At 64.4% G+C, this 15,164-nt stretch carries 17 protein-coding genes; 11 read left to right on the forward strand and 6 right to left on the reverse strand.

The features are described from left to right. Window positions 1-267: helix-turn-helix domain-containing protein (locus GA0061098_RS12875; RefSeq protein WP_129590846.1), on the reverse strand; the 267-nt coding region annotated here is incomplete at its 3' end. Window positions 268-389: 122 nt separating this feature from the next. On the opposite strand from GA0061098_RS12875, the gene GA0061098_RS12880 reads away from it, so the two are divergent. Further along, window positions 390-1,133: a DUF7168 domain-containing protein gene (locus tag GA0061098_RS12880; protein ID WP_091956672.1), complete on the forward strand. Its 744-nt coding sequence runs from the start codon at window positions 390-392 to the stop codon at window positions 1,131-1,133. Window positions 1,134-1,219: 86 nt separating this feature from the next. On the opposite strand, the gene GA0061098_RS12885 is transcribed toward GA0061098_RS12880, so the two are convergent. Beyond that, window positions 1,220-1,828: a sll1863 family stress response protein gene (locus GA0061098_RS12885; protein ID WP_129590847.1), complete on the reverse strand. Its 609-nt coding sequence runs from the start codon at window positions 1,826-1,828 to the stop codon at window positions 1,220-1,222. A 267-nt stretch (window positions 1,829-2,095) separates the two neighbouring features. Here GA0061098_RS12885 and GA0061098_RS12890 point away from each other — a divergent pair, with 267 nt between their 5' ends. From GA0061098_RS12890 to GA0061098_RS12900, 3 genes are all read left to right on the forward strand, one after another. Beyond that, complete coding sequence (locus tag GA0061098_RS12890; RefSeq protein ID WP_091956673.1) at window positions 2,096-4,129, forward strand: VTT domain-containing protein; 2,034 nt, start codon at window positions 2,096-2,098, stop codon at window positions 4,127-4,129. Continuing rightward, window positions 4,129-4,821, forward strand: coding sequence for an endonuclease/exonuclease/phosphatase family protein (locus tag GA0061098_RS12895; RefSeq protein WP_091956674.1), 693 nt, complete (start codon window positions 4,129-4,131; stop codon window positions 4,819-4,821). Before GA0061098_RS12890 ends, GA0061098_RS12895 begins: the two co-directional genes overlap by 1 nt. Window positions 4,822-4,982: 161 nt before the next feature. Next, on the forward strand, window positions 4,983-5,174 hold the full coding sequence (locus tag GA0061098_RS12900) for a hypothetical protein (RefSeq protein ID WP_091956675.1): 192 nt from the start codon (window positions 4,983-4,985) through the stop codon (window positions 5,172-5,174). A 58-nt stretch (window positions 5,175-5,232) separates the two neighbouring features. On the opposite strand, the gene GA0061098_RS12905 is transcribed toward GA0061098_RS12900, so the two are convergent. After that, window positions 5,233-5,457 carry a hypothetical protein gene (locus GA0061098_RS12905; RefSeq protein WP_028144631.1) on the reverse strand — a complete coding sequence of 75 codons (225 nt, stop codon included), beginning with the start codon at window positions 5,455-5,457 and terminating at the stop codon, window positions 5,233-5,235. A gap of 248 nt (window positions 5,458-5,705) precedes the next feature. Here GA0061098_RS12905 and GA0061098_RS12910 point away from each other — a divergent pair, with 248 nt between their 5' ends. Next, window positions 5,706-6,026 carry a DUF1476 domain-containing protein gene (locus tag GA0061098_RS12910; RefSeq protein WP_038970337.1) on the forward strand — a complete coding sequence of 107 codons (321 nt, stop codon included), beginning with the start codon at window positions 5,706-5,708 and terminating at the stop codon, window positions 6,024-6,026. Between the two features lie 16 nt (window positions 6,027-6,042). Here GA0061098_RS12910 and GA0061098_RS12915 read toward each other — a convergent pair whose 3' ends face one another. Continuing rightward, entirely contained in the window at window positions 6,043-6,621 is a 579-nt protein-coding gene (locus GA0061098_RS12915; RefSeq protein ID WP_091956676.1) for a TIGR00645 family protein, read from the reverse strand. A 160-nt stretch (window positions 6,622-6,781) separates the two neighbouring features. On the opposite strand from GA0061098_RS12915, the gene GA0061098_RS12920 reads away from it, so the two are divergent. Then, a complete protein-coding gene (locus GA0061098_RS12920; RefSeq protein WP_091956677.1) occupies window positions 6,782-7,072 on the forward strand; it encodes a hypothetical protein in 291 nt (96 codons plus the stop codon). A 17-nt stretch (window positions 7,073-7,089) separates the two neighbouring features. Here GA0061098_RS12920 and GA0061098_RS46960 read toward each other — a convergent pair whose 3' ends face one another. Further along, a complete protein-coding gene (locus GA0061098_RS46960) occupies window positions 7,090-7,218 on the reverse strand; it encodes a hypothetical protein (protein WP_256379428.1) in 129 nt (42 codons plus the stop codon). Between the two features lie 786 nt (window positions 7,219-8,004). On the opposite strand from GA0061098_RS46960, the gene GA0061098_RS12925 reads away from it, so the two are divergent. Further along, entirely contained in the window at window positions 8,005-8,931 is a 927-nt protein-coding gene (locus GA0061098_RS12925) for a septal ring lytic transglycosylase RlpA family protein (protein ID WP_091956678.1), read from the forward strand. Here GA0061098_RS12925 and GA0061098_RS12930 read toward each other — a convergent pair. Next, window positions 8,928-9,881, reverse strand: a complete 954-nt coding sequence (locus GA0061098_RS12930; protein ID WP_091956679.1) for an alpha/beta fold hydrolase — start codon at window positions 9,879-9,881, stop codon at window positions 8,928-8,930. The two genes, GA0061098_RS12925 and GA0061098_RS12930, sit on opposite strands and share 4 nt — an antisense overlap. Window positions 9,882-10,034: 153 nt before the next feature. Between GA0061098_RS12930 and GA0061098_RS12935 the strand changes: the two genes are divergently transcribed. From GA0061098_RS12935 to metG, 4 genes are all read left to right on the forward strand, one after another. Further along, the gene (locus tag GA0061098_RS12935; protein ID WP_165637329.1) at window positions 10,035-11,297 is read left to right on the forward strand and encodes a D-alanyl-D-alanine carboxypeptidase family protein; all 1,263 of its coding nucleotides are present in this window, start codon (window positions 10,035-10,037) and stop codon (window positions 11,295-11,297) included. Between the two features lie 2 nt (window positions 11,298-11,299). Further along, entirely contained in the window at window positions 11,300-11,986 is a 687-nt protein-coding gene (tmk, locus tag GA0061098_RS12940; protein ID WP_018320476.1) for a dTMP kinase, read from the forward strand. Next, on the forward strand, window positions 11,983-13,029 hold the full coding sequence (locus tag GA0061098_RS12945) for a DNA polymerase III subunit delta' (RefSeq protein ID WP_091956681.1): 1,047 nt from the start codon (window positions 11,983-11,985) through the stop codon (window positions 13,027-13,029). Before tmk ends, GA0061098_RS12945 begins: the two co-directional genes overlap by 4 nt. Window positions 13,030-13,137: 108 nt before the next feature. Continuing rightward, entirely contained in the window at window positions 13,138-15,156 is a 2,019-nt protein-coding gene (metG, locus tag GA0061098_RS12950; protein WP_091956682.1) for a methionine--tRNA ligase, read from the forward strand. The last annotated feature ends 8 nt before the right edge of the window (window positions 15,157-15,164 follow it).

Genomic DNA, 15,164 nt, shown 5'->3' on the forward strand with positions numbered 1-15,164 from the left:
CCGTGCACCCCAATGCGGCTTCTCGGCCTTGAGCTGCACGATCAGGGTCTCGATCTGGCTTGGCAGCTGATTGGCATAGCGGACCGGCCGCCGGGAGCGATCGCTCAGGGCCTCGAGACCGTGCTCTTTATAGCGATCGAAGATCTTGTAGCCGGTCTTCCGCGAGATGCCGAACTCGCGACAGACCTCGGACATGGCTTCTCCTTCCAGAAGCCGGGCGACAAAGCGAAGGCGTTCTTCCATGACCGAACTCGCTCTCCACGGCATCGCCACCTCCCGCAGAACAAAAGCAGAAAGTGTAACCCATGTGTCCGGTACGTTCTGTCACCTATGTCTCGGGTCGCTCACGAACGGGGTCTCCCGGTCGGGCTTTCCCGAGCAGGTGATCGGTGGACCAGGCGTTAAATCCGGACGGGCTCGACAAGCTCAAGCTCCGCATTCGGGCGTTGCGCGCCAAAACCATCGCCAATGGCTGCACCGAGGACGAGGCGCTGTCTGCCGCCGCCAAGGTTGCCGAGCTGCTGGATCGCCACGATTTGTCGCTCTCCGACGTCGAGCTGCGCGCCTCGCCGTGCGAACGGAGGGTCTACGAGACCTATCGCAAGAAGCGAATTCCCCTGGACGACTGCATCGGCGCGATCGCTCATTTCTGCGATTGCCGGGTCTGGCGCGAGAAGAACGCGACCGGCGAGAACATCTATGTGTTCTTCGGTCTCGGCGCCGATGTCGAGGTCGCGCATTACCTGGCCGAATTGATCGACGGCGCCGTGCGCGCCGAACTTGGCCGCTTCAAGACCTCGGTCGACTACGCCCGGTTCCGGCACCAGCAGCGGCATCTGGCCAATGCCTCCTTCGCACTCGGGATGGTGGGGTCCATCGCGGACAGGCTGGTGGCAATCAAGGCCAGTCGCGATCAGGTCAACGAAGGCACCGGCCGCGGGCTGGTGGTCCTCAAGACCTCAGTGGTCGACGCAGAATTCGACAAGCTCGACCTCAATCTCCGGAACCAGCGCAGCTCCGGCCGGATGGTGTCGATGACGGCCTATGAAGCCGGTGGCGCCGCCGGAGCGTCGCTGGCCATCAATCCCGGGCTTGGCGGAGCGCGGTCAGGGACCACTGCCAAAGGAAGCTGAGCGCATCAGGGCGCGTGAGCTACGCCGTGCCACACGTGCCCTACGCCCGTCTTTTTCGAGTGGGCAGCCTTGGCAAACCGAAAACCTCAGCTCTTTGGACCGCCGCCCTTCAGCGCATTCCAGGCGGCCTGATTCGCCTGATCGAACGCCTTCCGAGACTCTGCGAGTGCGGCGCTCAGGACCGACCAGGATTCGCTGCCGGCCTGCTTCAGCTTCTGCAGACGCGCTTCAGCTTCGGACGCATCGGATTTCATCTGCTTGAGCGCGGCATCGACATCGACCGTGCGGGCTGCGGTCACTTTGCCCGCGGCGTCGCGAAATTTGTCCGCAGCTTCGCGCCAGGCCTTGGCCTGTGCCGCTGCGACGTCCTTGAAAGTGGCTTGCTGCTGCTCCAACTGTTTGCCGGCGCCTTCGAAGTAGGTTTTCACCTGGGCTTCGAATCCAGCCCACTGCTTTTCCAAATCGGCCTTGGCGTCCGTCCAGGCGGCTTCACCTGCTTCCGCCTGGGTCTTGAGCATCGCCTGAAACGCGTCACGGCGCGTCGTCAGATCGGACAGAAGTTGATCCGTCTTCACCTTGGACTCGGCCTTGGCCTGACCGGCCTTGACCTCGAACGAGGCCAATGCGGCATCCATCTCGTCGATCCGCTCCTTGGCCCAATTGAGGTAAAAATGCATGCTGCTCTGCTGTGACATGGCCGTCTCCATCTGCTTGACGACGTGAGATTCCCAGAGCTTCGGCCTGCTCGTATTGACCTGTCTCAATCATGCCGTGGTCTCACGGAATTGCGCCTGCGGCAGCGCGGACTCAGCGCCTGGCAACCTCTACCTCCTGGATTCGTGGAACCCCTTGAGCGTTCAGCGCGTTTAGACGCGAATGCGAATTGCGAGGTCCACCTGCTTCAGAGCTCATCCACCCTGATCCCCGGCGACACCGTCTGGCGGCGGTGCAAGGCGCGGCACGTGGCGGTTCTGAACGATGCTGCCGCTTATTTCGCAGCCCTGCGCGAGACGCTGCTCGAGGCGGAAGATATCGTCTACATCATCGGGTGGGACATCCACAGCGAGACCAGGCTGGTCGGATCGTCGGGGCGGGCGGATGACGGCTTGCCGGAACAGCTCGGCCCATTTCTGCGTGCCCTCGTTCACCGCCGGCCGGACCTGCGGATCAACATTCTCGTCTGGGACTTCGTCTCGTTCTACGCCTCCGAACGGGAATGGAATTCCGCGGCCAAATTCACCGCCGACACGGACGGCCGCGTCCGATTTCATCTGGACCCCACGCTTCCGTTCGGTTCGGCCCAGCACCAGAAGATCGTCTGTATCGATGGTTCACTGGCGTTCGTCGGCGGGCTCGATCTGACGATCAGGCGCTGGGACACGAGCGATCATCGCGCCGATCACGAACTGCGCTGCGACCCCCAGGGCAAGCCATACCCGCCGTTTCATGATGTTCAATGCTTGGTCGACGGGGATGCTGCCGCCTCGCTGTTCGAGTTGGCCGAGGAGCGCTGGCGTGCGGCAGGCCAACAGATGCAGGATCGGCGTGCGCAAAAGAGTATGCGCTGGCCGTCGGTTGTGCCGGTCGAGGCTGAGCTCATGCCGGTTGGGATCGCCCGGACCGAGGTGGTCTGTCCTGCTGGTTCGACCATCAGGGAGGTCGAACGCTCCTTGATTGCGGCGATCCGGTCCGCGACGAGCTTCATCTACATCGAGAACCAGTTCACCAGCGCCATCAAGATCGCGCGTGAGTTGGCGGAGCAGATGCAGCGCGTGCCGTCGCTCCAGGTTCTGGTCGTCGCTCCAAAACTGCATTCCTCGTGGCTGGAATCCCAGGCCATGCAGAACGGCCGTGGCGCGTTCATCGACTGCTTCAGCGAGGCTGGCGTGGCAGATCGCATCCGCTTCGTCTACCCGGTCTCACGAGAGGGAGACACGGAAGCGGCCGTGATGGTGCACAGCAAGCTCATGATCGTCGATGACAGGATCTTGAGGATCGGCTCGGCCAATTTGAACAACCGGTCGATGGGCGCCGACAGCGAATGTGATCTGATCTTTGAAGCCGCATCCGACGAACATCGAGAGTTCGTCGCTTCAGTTCGGCATCGCCTGATAGCCCATTTTTGTGGCCCCGACGAACAGAGCGTCAGGCAAAACGACGATCGTCTTCTTGCGCTTATGGACGAGGTGTCGAAAGCCGATGGCCCGAAGACGCTGCGGGAAGTGGAAGCCTCAGTCCTGACCAGCACCCTTGCCACGATGGTTCAGCCGGTGGCGGACCCTGAGCGGCCCCTTCATCTCGAGCGGGCGGCATCGCGCATGTGGAGCACGAAGACCGTCATCGGGATCGTATCGATCGCCGTGGCGCTTTTTGGCTTGGCGATAGCCTGGTCGTACACCTCCTTAGGCGATTTCGCCGACTCGGGCCGCATCTCGAATTTGCTGTCGACTTACTCCCAATCCGTCTGGGGGCCGCCACTCGCAATCGCGGCTTTTGTCGTCGGCGGGCTGGTGGTGTTTCCGGTGCTCGTGCTCATTGCAGCAACGGCTGCCGCGCTTGGGCCATGGCTGGGTTTCGCCACGGCGATCGCCGGTGTCTTGCTCAGCGCCTTCATCCTTTTCGTGATCGGGCGCGCCCTCGGACGGCAGCGGCTTCAGCAGTTGCTCGGACGACGCGCCGCGCGGATCCAGGACCGCGTTGTCGGCAAGGGCGTCCTGGCTGTCGTCGTCATCCGGATGATTCCCATCGCACCGTTCTCGGTCGTGAATGTCGTGGCTGGCGCGAGCACGCTGCCTTTACGCGACTTCCTGCTCGGAACCCTGCTTGGCATGACGCCCGGTATTCTTGCCATGGCCGTGCTGGGGGCTCAGATCGCGGATTTGGCCCGCAATGCATCCTGGAGCAGCATGTTCCTGTTGGTGCTGGCGTTCCTGGGGTGGCTCGGCGTCTGCGCGGGCGCGCAATTCCTCGCGACCTGGCTCGCCGGGAGACGCTGATGGCGCCGGTGCGTTTCATGACGTGGAATGTGCACGGCACGTTCAATCTCAATCCGAAGTTCGATCTGGAGGGGGTCTGCTCCATCCTTCGCAAATGGGCCCCTGATGTCGTCGCGCTACAGGAGGTGGATTCGCGATCGAGGTCCGACGATCCGTTCGCGAAGCTGGCGAATGTCGTCGGCGATCACCGCGTTCACGCCAAGTCGATTGTCACTGCGGATGGCGACTACGGTCAGATGCTCCTGAGCCGCTTTCCGTTCTCCGGGGTGCCCGAAATCGTCGACGTGTCGTATCGGGAGCGCGAGCCGCGCAGGGCCATTGCCACTGGCCTCCTGACGCCGGTCGGTGACGTGCGTGTGGTTGCCACGCATCTCGGCCTGAGCATCCACGAGCGGTATGCCCAGGCACAAGCCCTGGTGAGCCTGGTGAAACCCGGAAGGACCGTCGTCCTCGGCGATTTCAACGATTGGTTTTGGGTCAAGTCGGTGCGGCGTGTGCTCGCGCAGGCCTGCCCCAACCGTACGCGGCTGCGCACCTTCCCGTCGCGCTTACCCCTTATGCGGCTTGACCGGATTTATGCGACGTCTGATAGCCGGATCGAGAAGGTCTGGACCGACGTGGAGGCGAGAGCCTTCTCGGACCATCTGCCCGTCATTGCCGATGTTGAGATTCAGGGGCCTTCGAGAGCCTAGAAAAAGCTTTGTTGTCCAGTAGCATAGCTACTGTGCATGGGGTTGTTTTCCGATATTTGTTGGAGCGGCCTTCGGGCGGGGGCGGTCAGCTTGAGTTCCAATTTGCGGGGCCGCGGGGTCCACCTTGTGGAACCCTTTCGCCGCGTCTGCGTTGTCTCCGCATGACTGAAGACCTTTCCTTCCGACGCAAACCCCTGACCCCCGAGCAGCGCCAGGCGCGCGATGCGGCACGCCGGATCGAGGCCGAAAAGGCCATGCGCGACCATGAAGAGGCGCAGAAGGCGTTTTACGCCAACAAGGAGCGGCTGAAGGCCGAACGGCTGGCGCGCGAGGCGGCGGCGGCGAAGGTCTGATCCTGCGCGAGTCCCGCCCGCAATCTTCTGACGCGATCTGTCCGGGCGATGCCGCCGGCTAGTGCCGGTTCGGCGTCCTCGTCGCGCTCCAAGCCAGCCTCAGCGCCTGGACGGCCCCTGTGAACGCACCACGGGGCGATTGCGCCTCGATGGCTTCGGCTGCGATGCGGCAATCGTCGGCGACCTTGAGCAACCCGCTTCGCGCGAGGTCCATGGTGGAGAGGGCGGCCTGCTCCAGGCAGACCCGTTCAAGCCGTCGAAACTCCCGCAGCTCTTTGTTCATGCGTCAGCTCTCGGTATGCCCCAAGCCATGCGGCGCTGAGTCTGCTTAACGATCAGTAAACGATCTCTGCCTAGCCAAGTCGGCTGGCGCCGGGCTTGTGCGGGCCATGCACGCGCCCGGCGCGGGCGCATCGGCAGGCTTGACGGCGTTTGGCTTCCGCCGGAAGCTTCAGAACTGACGTGAAGCACGGAGACGTTCGCCCCCAGCCAGTCCGACACCCATCAGCGCAAGTGCAAATGGAGCTGACCATGACCACGTTCGACAAGCGCGAGCAGGGCTTTGAGGCCAAATTCGTCCACGACGAGGAATTCATGTTCAAGGCCACCGCCCGGTCCAACAAGCTGCTTGGGCTCTGGGCTGCAGGCCAGCTCGGACTCAGCGGCGATGCCGCGGCAAGCTACGCAACCACGCTGGTGACGGACCATCTGGAGAGCCGGGCGATCGCCGATGTCGTGGACAAGGTGTCAGGCGATCTCGCCGCCAAGGGCATCGCGCGTGAGCAGGTCGCGCTGAAGCTTCAGGAGTGCCTGCATCAGGCGCTGGCGCAGCTCGAAGTGGACAAGCAATAAGGCCGACGTTGGTAACTCACTCGGCCTGCTTGCGCGTGCCGGAGTCTCCGAGCTTGTCGACATAGGCAATGCCGATCGCCGAGGCGATGAAGGTGAGGTGGATCAGCACCTGCCACATCACGCCGGTCTCGGTGAAGCCGGCGCGGTTCGAGCCGAGATTGCCGGCCTCGATGAAGGTGCGCAGCAGCGCGATCGAGGAGATGCCGATGATGGCCATGGCGAGCTTGATCTTGAGCACGCTCGCATTGACGTGGCCGAGCCATTCCGGCTCGTCGGGATGGCCCTGCAGGTCGAGCCGCGAGACGAACGTCTCGTAGCCGCCGACGATCACCATCACGAGCAGGTTCGAGATCATCACGACGTCGATCAGCGCCAGCACGCTCATCATGATCTGCTGCTCGGTGAGATCGATCGCGTGCCAGGAGAGGTGCCAGAGCTCTTTCAGGAACAGCACGATATAGACGCATTGCGCCACGATCAGTCCGAGATACAGCGGCAGTTGCAGCCAGCGCGAGCCGAAGATGATCATCGGCAGCAGGCCCAGGCGCGGCGAGGGCGAACGGGGTTCGGATTGGGGTGAAGGCTCAACCGACATTCAGGCAGCGTCCTCGCAATCGAAACGATCTCGCTTTCATCTAGCCCGATAACATGGCCGGCGAAAGACGCGCCGCGCGTCTCGCCGTCGGCGGATCGCGCCATTTCGTGCTAGCGTGCCGAACGGCCATCGCGCGACGATGTGGATCGGGAGGCGGGGAGTGACGAGGAGTGGCTTTCGCAGATGGTCCGGCGGCATCGCGCTCGCCGGCGCGATCATGGTTAGCGCGGGCACCGCGGAGGTCTCGGCGACACCGCTGACCCCGTTTCGCTACGAGGCGCAGGCGCAGCGTCATTGCCCGCGCGACAAGGTGGTCTGGCTCGACTTCAGGAAGGGCATCTACTACCGCATGGGTCAGAAGCGGTACGGCCAGGGGTTCGACGGCAGCTTCGTCTGCCTGAACGAGGCCCGCGACGGCCGCTATCGCCGCTCCCTGCTGGGCCTGCGCTGAGCGGCGCCTGACGCCGGCTATTTCTGCGCCGGCAGCCTGACCGGCACGTGCGGGGAGGTGCTGATGACCCGGGGGCTGCCGTCAGGATAGGAGCGGTCGCCGCGGATCAGGGATTCCAGGACCAGGAAGAATTTCTCGGCAAGCATTTGCGTCACCCTCGTTGGTGATGGCCTCTGGAAATGAGTCGAGGCACCGAACGCGGGAATTCAATCAACAGAATGGGAGCGGGACATCGGCGCATGATGCGCCGCGATGGAGCCGTGCTGGAGGGTAACGAAGCGGGGCTCAGGCAAACGCCAGTGCCACGAGGCTCGAGCAGAGCAGAACCAAGCCGCCGGCGGTCAATGCCAGGAAGCCGTCAGATACCAGGTCATGGTTGCGCATGTGACACCTGCCGCTCTCGTTTTCGATGCTCGGTCGGATCGATCAAAATTGTCCGAACGCGCCGCTTGAAAGAGGTGATGCTTGCCAATCGCGCGAGTGCCCTTAGGCCCTCGTGCGGTAACCTTCAAACGCATGGGCCAGGAAGATCCCCGCGCTTACCAGACCCATCAGTGCCGAAACCGTCTCGATCATCGTTAAATTCCAAATCCCGCCCTTGCATCCGAGAAAACGCGTGCGGCCTTGCACAGTCAAAAGAATTCCAGTGAAGGCAGCGACAATGGGGGTGGAGTGAGGATTTGGCGCAACAGAATGTCCAAGCGTGGCACAGAGTTGGTGCGATCGCTCCGTAGAACAACGGAAAAATGCGAACGTCTCGTTTACCATCCCGGCGGGATCGCTGTGGGCTCCCCATTTCCGCCGTGTTCGGGTTGCGTTATCGTTACCGCTTCCGACGCGGTGGTGGGCCGCCTCGGATTAAAGGACCGGACAGCGCTCCCCGTAGCCAAAGCGGGGTGGGTACGCCTCCGGCAAAGTGGTATTTGGGGCGCATGGGGATCCGACGGTCAGATTCGGTTTTGCGGGCCGCACGCGGTGCTGCGGCGGTCGCGGCCTGCGTTGCGCTTGCCAATTGCGCCTCCTCCAACAAATTCGCCAGCCGGGTCGATCCGAAATACGGCGTGTCCTCGAGCCCCCGGGTCGTGGCGTTCGGGGACCCGGTTCCGAAGGGCGGCGGCACCTACCGCGTCGGCAAGCCCTATGTCGTGGCGGGCCGGACCTATGTGCCGGAGGAGGACGTCAACTATCGCGCCGAGGGCATGGCGTCCTGGTACGGCGATGATTTCCACGGCCGCCTGACCGCCAATGGCGAAGTGTTCGACATGACCTCGCTGACCGCGGCGCATCCCACCCTGCCGATGCCGTCCTATGCGCGGGTGACCAATGTCTCGAACGGCAAGTCGCTGATCGTGCGCGTCAATGACCGCGGGCCCTATCACGGCAACCGCCTCATCGACGTCTCGAACAAGGCGGCCGAACTGCTTGAATTCAAAGGCAACGGCGTCGCCAAGGTCCGCGTCGAATATGTCGGCCGGGCGCCGCTCGAAGGCTCCGACGACCGCCAGCTTCTGGCGACCCTGCGCACCGGCGTTCCGGCGCCGTCGCCCTCGATGGTCCGGGTCGCCTCGGCCAAGCCCTTCGTGCCGGAATTGCCGGGATCGAGCCGCGGTGCCATTCGCGGCGACGTGCCGATGCCGGAGGGGCGGCCCTATAATCTCGGCACCACCTCCGCCGACATGGCTTCGCTCAATGCGACCTCGGAAATGTCGGCCTCGAGCCGCAATCGGGGCCGGGCGGTCCAGAACGCGCGCGCCGTGTCCTATGACGAGGACGGCCGCTACGCCGCCGAGAACGCGCCGTCATCGGCGGACGGGGCCGCCGAGGCCCGCAGCATCCTGAGCGGCCGCGGGCTCTACTAGGCCGCGCTTTCCTTCAGGAATTGCACCAGCGCCGCATTCACCTCGTCGGGCCGTTCCTGCTGTACCCAATGGCCGGCGCCCTCGATGATCAGCTTCTGCTTCAGATTGGGCAGCACGCGCTCGAGCTCGTTGACGCGCTTGGCGCCGATCAGGCCGGTGATGACGGCGTCCCGGGAGCCGGCGATGAACAGCGAGGGCTGATGGATCTGCGCATCCTGCCAGGGCGCCGTCAGCTCCCAATTGCGGTCGATGTTGCGGTACCAGTTCAGCCCGCCGCGAAAGCCGGACTTGCGGAAGCTCTCGGTGAAATAGGCCAGATCAGCCTCGCCGAGCCAGCCGGGCAGCGGCTCCTCGGTGGTGGCGTGGCTGAGAAAGCCCTTGCCCTCCTGCACGAACATGGCGGCGGTGGGATCGGCAAGGCCGCGTCCGCCGAGCACGATGCGCATGGTGCAGGCGACGTCGCGTTCCAGCTCGGCCTCGGCGACGCCGGGTGCCTGGAAGTACTGCCAGTAGAAATTGGTGACGCCGCCCTGGCGCAAGAGGTCGAGCGGCTTGCCGCGGCCGCGGAACGGCGGCGGCACGCTCAGGCCGGCGACCGCCGTGAAGATGTCCGGCCGGAACAGCGCCGCGTGCCAGGCGACCGGCGCGCCCCAATCGTGGCCGACCACCATCGCCTTGGTCTCGCCGAGCGCCTGCACCAGGCCGACCACGTCGCCGACCGTGTCGAAGATCGAGTAGGCGGCAACCTCAGGCGGCGCGGCGCTCTGGCCGTAGCCGCGCATGTCGGGGGCGACGACGTGAAACCCGGCCGCGGCGAGCGCGGGGATCTGGTGGCGCCAGGAATAGGACAGCTCCGGCCAGCCATGGCACAGCACCACCAGCGGACCCTGACCGGCTTCGCGGATGAAGAGGTCGATGCCGTTGGCCTTGATCACGCGGGTGGAAGACATCGCTTTTCCGCCTTGTTTCAGAGGTTTGGTCGAGAAACATAAGGCGCCACGATAGGGGCGCGGCGAGAATCGTGCAATCTCAGGGACAGGCGTCGAACCGCGTGTTGTTCGCATCTGTTCCAACTGTTAGAACGCCTCTCTCAGGGCTTCGCCATGGCATTTCGTCTTCCTTTGCTTCGTCGTAACTGGCTCACAGCCGGAACACTGGCGCGCGGGCTGGTCGCCGCGATTCTGGTGGCAAGCATCGGCTGGAGCGGGGCGCTTCTGGCCGCCAACCAGAGCATCCAGGGGGCCAAGAAGCCTGATGATGCCGGCTTCGACGGCGATGCCCCGACCGCGATCCTGATCGAGGCCTCCTCAGGCAGCGTGCTGTTCGAGAAGAACGCGGACGAGCTGCGCGCGCCCTCCAGCATGATGAAGCTGATGACGGCGGAGGTCGTCTTCAATGCCATCAAGAAGGGCGACATCAAGCTCACCGACGAGTACCGGATCAGCGAGAATGCCTGGCGCCGGGGCGGCGCGCCCTCTGGCGGCTCGACCATGTTTGCCGCCATCAACAGCAAGGTCTCGGTCGACGATCTCCTGCACGGCGCGATCATCCAGAGCGGCAACGATGCCTGCATCGCGCTCGCCGAAGCCATGGCCGGCAACGAGAAAATCTTCGCGGCGGACTTCATGACCAAGCGCGCCCGCGAGCTCGGCATGACCAGGTCGACCTTCGGCAACTCCAACGGCTTGCCCGATCCCGCCAACAAGATGACGGTGCGCGAGCTCGGAATCCTCGCCCGGCACATCATCCTGGACTTCCCCGAATTCTACAAACTGTTCGGCGAGAAGGAGTACACCTGGAACAAGATCCGCCAGCCCAACCGCAATCCGCTGCTCAATTCGATGGAAGGCGCCGACGGCCTGAAGACCGGTTATACGAAGGAGGGCGGCTACGGCATGGTCGGCTCGGCCGTGCAGAACGGCACGCGGCTGATCGTCGTCGTCAACGGATTGGAAGATCCCGAGGATCGCGCCACGGAAGCCAAGAAAATGCTGGAATGGGGTTTCCGCAATTTCGAGACCCGCACGTTGATCGCGGCCGAGCAGCCCGTCGGCTACGCCAAGGTGTTCGGCGGCGAGAGCCGCTCGGTCAAGCTCGTCGCCAAGACTCCGGTGAAGGTGATGGTGCACAAGAACGGCAGCGACAAGCTGATTGCGCGCGTCGTCTATAGCGGTCCGGTGCGTGCGCCGGTCGAGGCCGGCCAACGGGTCGGCGTGGTCAAGGTCTGGCGCAGCGGCAACATCGCGGTGGAGACGCCGGTCTATGCGGCCGAGGCGATCGGCACCGGCTCGACCGTGCGACGCGCGATTGACGGTGCCAGCGAGCTCGTGATCGGCATGTTCCGCGCAGGCGCCGAGAAGCTCTGATCATGAGTGAGAGCGCGCTACAGCGGCCGTCCGGACGCGGACGCTTCGTCACCTTTGAAGGCGGCGAGGGCACCGGCAAGTCGACCCAGATCAAGAAGCTTGCCGACCGCCTCAAGGCAGCAAAGCTCCGCATCCGCGTGACGCGCGAGCCGGGCGGCTCGCCGGGTGCCGAGATCATGCGTCATCTGGTGCTGTCGGGCATGGGCAAGCTGCTCGGCCCCGAGGCGGAGACGCTGCTGTTTGCCGCCGCGCGCGACGACCATGTCCGCACCGTGATCCTGCCTGCGCTCAACCAGGGCACCTGGGTGCTGTGCGACCGCTTCGCCGACTCGACGCGGGCCTATCAGGGCAGCCTCGGCCAAGTGCCTGAGGGCCTGATCAACGCGATGCAGCGGGTCACGATCGGCGATCTCAAGCCGGACCTCACCATCATCCTCGACCTGCCGGTCGAGATCGGCCTCCAGCGCGCGGCCGCGCGCCGCGGCAACAGCACGCCGGACCGGTTCGAGGGCGAGAAGCTCGGTTTCCACCAGGGCCTGCGCGAGGCCTATCGCAAGATTGCCGAGGACGATCCCGCACGCTGCGTGCTGATCGACGCCAATTCCGACCCTGACACGGTCGCAGGCCGTGTCTGGACGGCGCTGCGCGATCGTCTCCTTCCCACACCAGCCTCGGTGGTTTCCGTATGAGCCCGCGTCAGACCGAGCGCGAAACCGCCATTCCGCATCCGCGCGAGACATCGAAACTGTTCGGTCATCGCGAGGCGGAGACCGCGCTGTTGACGGCCTATCGCAGCGGCCGCATCCCTCACGCCTGGCTGATCGGCGGGCCGCAGGGCATTGGCAAGGCGACCCTGGCCTATCGCATGGCGCGCTTCGTGCTAGCCCATGGTCAACCGCTTGGGCCTTCCGTGCAGCGCGCCGAAGACCTCGCGATCGATCCCGATGACGCCGTGGCGCGGCAGGTGGCGGCCGGCTCGCATGGCGGCCTGCTGACGCTGGAGCGTACCGCCAACGACCGCGGCGTGATGCGCACCGTGATCACCGTGGACGAGACGCGCGAGACGATCGGCTTCTTCGGCTCGACCGCCGCGGCCGAAGGCTGGCGCGTCTGCATCGTCGATACCGTCGACGAGCTCAATCCGAACGCGGCCAACGCGCTGCTGAAAATCCTCGAGGAACCGCCGCAGCAATCGCTGTTCCTCTTGGTCAGCCACGCGCCCGCGCGCGTGCTCGCCACGATCCAGTCACGCTGTCGCAAGCTGCGCCTGCGATCGCTCGCCACGAATGATGTGATCGGGGCGGCGGCGTCGGCGACCGAGCTCGATCCGAACGATCCTGCGCTGCGCGAGGCGGCGGAGGCCTCCGAGGGCAGCGTTGCACGGGCTCTGACTCTCCTCGGCGGCGATGCGCTCAAGCTTCAGCAGCGCACGGCGGCGCTGCTCGCGCGCCTGCCGCAGGTCGATCCGCGCGAATTGCACACGCTCGGCGATTCGCTCGGCACCAGTGACCGCGTCGCGCTCGCGGCCTTCATCGACGGCATCGATCGCTGGATCGCGGAACGCCTGCATGCGGACGAGGCCAATGCCAACCAGAACTTGCCGCGCCTTGCGCGCCTAGCCGAGGTATGGGAAAAGATCGTCCGCGCCGCGCGCGACACCGAAACCTACAATCTGGAGCGAAAGCCCTTGGTTTTCTCGGTGTTCGGCTGGCTGGCGGACGCAACGCGCTAAAGCATGATCCGGAACAGTGCGCAGCGGTTTTCCGAAAGATCATGCGCAAATCAATAATCGAACCCAGGTTCGTCTCCAGATTTCGAGAAGCCGGTAAAGGAATTCGTCGTGGCAACGCGAGCTAAGAAAACTGCTAAAGGCAAGGGCCGCAACAAGGCTGCGAAGAAAGCCGCAAAGAAGGCCGTGAAGGCGCGTGCGTCCAAGGCCAACGCCAAGGCGGCCAAGAAAGTCAAGAAGACCAAGAAGGCCACGGCCAAGAAGGGCGCGAAGAAGAGCGCCGTGAAGACGGCAAAGAAGGCGGTCAAGAAGGCTGCGAAGAAGCCGGCCGTCGCCAAGAAGGCCGTGAAGAAGGCCGCCAAGAAGCCAGCCAACAAATCAGCCAAGATCCCCGCCAAGTCGCCTGCGAAGACGGTGGCCAAGAAGGCGAGGGTGGTCGCGCCTGTGATCGCAGCGCCGGCCCCCGTCGCCACGCCGCCGAAGGCTGCCAAACCGAAGGCCCCGCGCGCGCCGAAGCCGGCTGCAGCACCGCAAGCCGCAGCGCCCGCAGCCACACCAAAGGCTGCCGCGCCCGTTGCCGCCCCCGCACGCGACAACGTCTTCTACATCACGACCGCAATCGCTTACCCCAACGGCAGCCCGCATATCGGCCACGCATATGAGACGATCGCGACCGACGTGCTGGCACGCTTTGCGCGGCTCGACGGCAAGGACGTGTTCTTCCTGACCGGTACCGACGAGCACGGCCAGAAGATGGTACAGACGGCGGCCGGCGAGAACATGGCCGTCTCCGCGCTCGCTGCCCGCAATGCCGGTCGCTTCAAGGAGATGGACGAGCGTCTGAACGTGTCGTTCGACCGCTTCATCCGCACCACCGAGGAGCAGCATCATCGCTCGAGCCAGGAGATCTGGCGCCGCATGGAAGCGAACGGCGATATCTATGCCGACATCTATGCCGGCTGGTATTCCGTGCGGGACGAGGCGTATTACGCCGAGGATGAAACGCGCTTGAACGATGACGGCGTCCGGCTCGGCCCGCAGGGCACGCCGGTCGAATGGGTCGAGGAGAAGAGCTATTTCTTCCGCCTGTCGGCATACCAGGACAAGCTGTTAAAGCTTTACGCGGATCAGCCTGACTTCATCGGGCCAGACTCCCGCAAGAACGAGGTGGTGAGCTTTGTCAGAGGCGGCCTGCGTGATCTCTCGATCTCGCGCACCACCTTCGATTGGGGCGTCAAGGTGCCTGGTGACGAAGAGCACGTGATGTATGTCTGGGTCGACGCGCTGACCAACTACATCACCGGCGTCGGCTTCCCCGACGAGAACGACGGAAACTGGCGCTATTGGCCGGCCGACGTGCACATCATCGGCAAGGACATCATCCGTTTCCACGCGGTGTATTGGCCGGCGTTCCTGCTGTCGGCCGGGATTCCGCTGCCGAAGCGGGTCTATGCCCACGGCTTCCTGTTCAGCAGGGGCGAGAAGATGTCGAAGTCGGTCGGCAACGTCGTCGATCCCTTCAATCTTGCCGACCAGTACGGCGTCGACCAAGTGCGCTATTTCTTCCTGCGCGAGGTGCCGTTCGGACAGGACGGCAACTACAATCACGAGGCCATCGTGGCGCGCATCAACGCCGATCTCGCCAACGATCTCGGCAACCTCGCGCAGCGTTCGCTGTCGATGATCGCCAAGCAACTCGGCGGCGTGTTGCCCGAGCCCGGCGAATTCAGCGACAACGACAAGGCAATCCTGGCGATGGCCGACGGCATGGTCGCCGCGTCACGCGCGGCCATGGCGACGCAGCAGATCCATCACTGGCTCAACGCCGTCTGGGCCGTGGTCGCGGAGGCCAACCGCTATTTCGCGGGCGAGGCGCCGTGGGCGCTCGCCAAGACCGATCCGGCCAGGCAGAAGACGGTGCTCTACGTCACCGCCGAAGTCGTGCGCCAGATCGCGATCCTGGCGCAGCCCGCGATGCCGACCGCCTCGGGATTGCTGCTCGACAGCCTCGGCATCCCGGACGGGCAGCGCAACTTCGCCATGCTCGGCGGTGCCAAGCGCATCGCGCCCGGCTCGACCCTGCCGGCGCCGACGCCGGCGTTCCCGCGCTACATCGAGCCGGCAGCCTAGGACGTTTG

Origin of the sequence: Bradyrhizobium shewense (genome assembly GCF_900094605.1) — a bacterium.
In the GTDB taxonomy this organism is placed as follows: Bacteria; Pseudomonadota; Alphaproteobacteria; order Rhizobiales; family Xanthobacteraceae; genus Bradyrhizobium; species Bradyrhizobium shewense.

Excerpts from the sequence above, each read along its gene's own strand:
- GA0061098_RS12945 (WP_091956681.1), top strand. The coding sequence starts at position 11,983 with ATGAGCCCGCGTCAGACCGAGCGCGAAACCGCCATTCCGCATCCGCGC.
- GA0061098_RS12895 (WP_091956674.1), top strand. The coding sequence starts at position 4,129 with ATGGCGCCGGTGCGTTTCATGACGTGGAATGTGCACGGCACGTTCAAT.
- GA0061098_RS12885 (WP_129590847.1), bottom strand. The coding sequence starts at position 1,828 with ATGTCACAGCAGAGCAGCATGCATTTTTACCTCAATTGGGCCAAGGAG.
- GA0061098_RS12905 (WP_028144631.1), bottom strand. The coding sequence starts at position 5,457 with ATGAACAAAGAGCTGCGGGAGTTTCGACGGCTTGAACGGGTCTGCCTG.
- GA0061098_RS12910 (WP_038970337.1), top strand. The coding sequence starts at position 5,706 with ATGACCACGTTCGACAAGCGCGAGCAGGGCTTTGAGGCCAAATTCGTC.
- GA0061098_RS12915 (WP_091956676.1), bottom strand. The coding sequence starts at position 6,621 with ATGTCGGTTGAGCCTTCACCCCAATCCGAACCCCGTTCGCCCTCGCCG.
- GA0061098_RS12935 (WP_165637329.1), top strand. The coding sequence starts at position 10,035 with ATGGCATTTCGTCTTCCTTTGCTTCGTCGTAACTGGCTCACAGCCGGA.
- GA0061098_RS12930 (WP_091956679.1), bottom strand. The coding sequence starts at position 9,881 with ATGTCTTCCACCCGCGTGATCAAGGCCAACGGCATCGACCTCTTCATC.
- GA0061098_RS12900 (WP_091956675.1), top strand. The coding sequence starts at position 4,983 with ATGACTGAAGACCTTTCCTTCCGACGCAAACCCCTGACCCCCGAGCAG.
- tmk (WP_018320476.1), top strand. The coding sequence starts at position 11,300 with ATGAGTGAGAGCGCGCTACAGCGGCCGTCCGGACGCGGACGCTTCGTC.
- GA0061098_RS12925 (WP_091956678.1), top strand. The coding sequence starts at position 8,005 with ATGGGGATCCGACGGTCAGATTCGGTTTTGCGGGCCGCACGCGGTGCT.
- GA0061098_RS46960 (WP_256379428.1), bottom strand. The coding sequence starts at position 7,218 with ATGCTTGCCGAGAAATTCTTCCTGGTCCTGGAATCCCTGATCCGCGGC.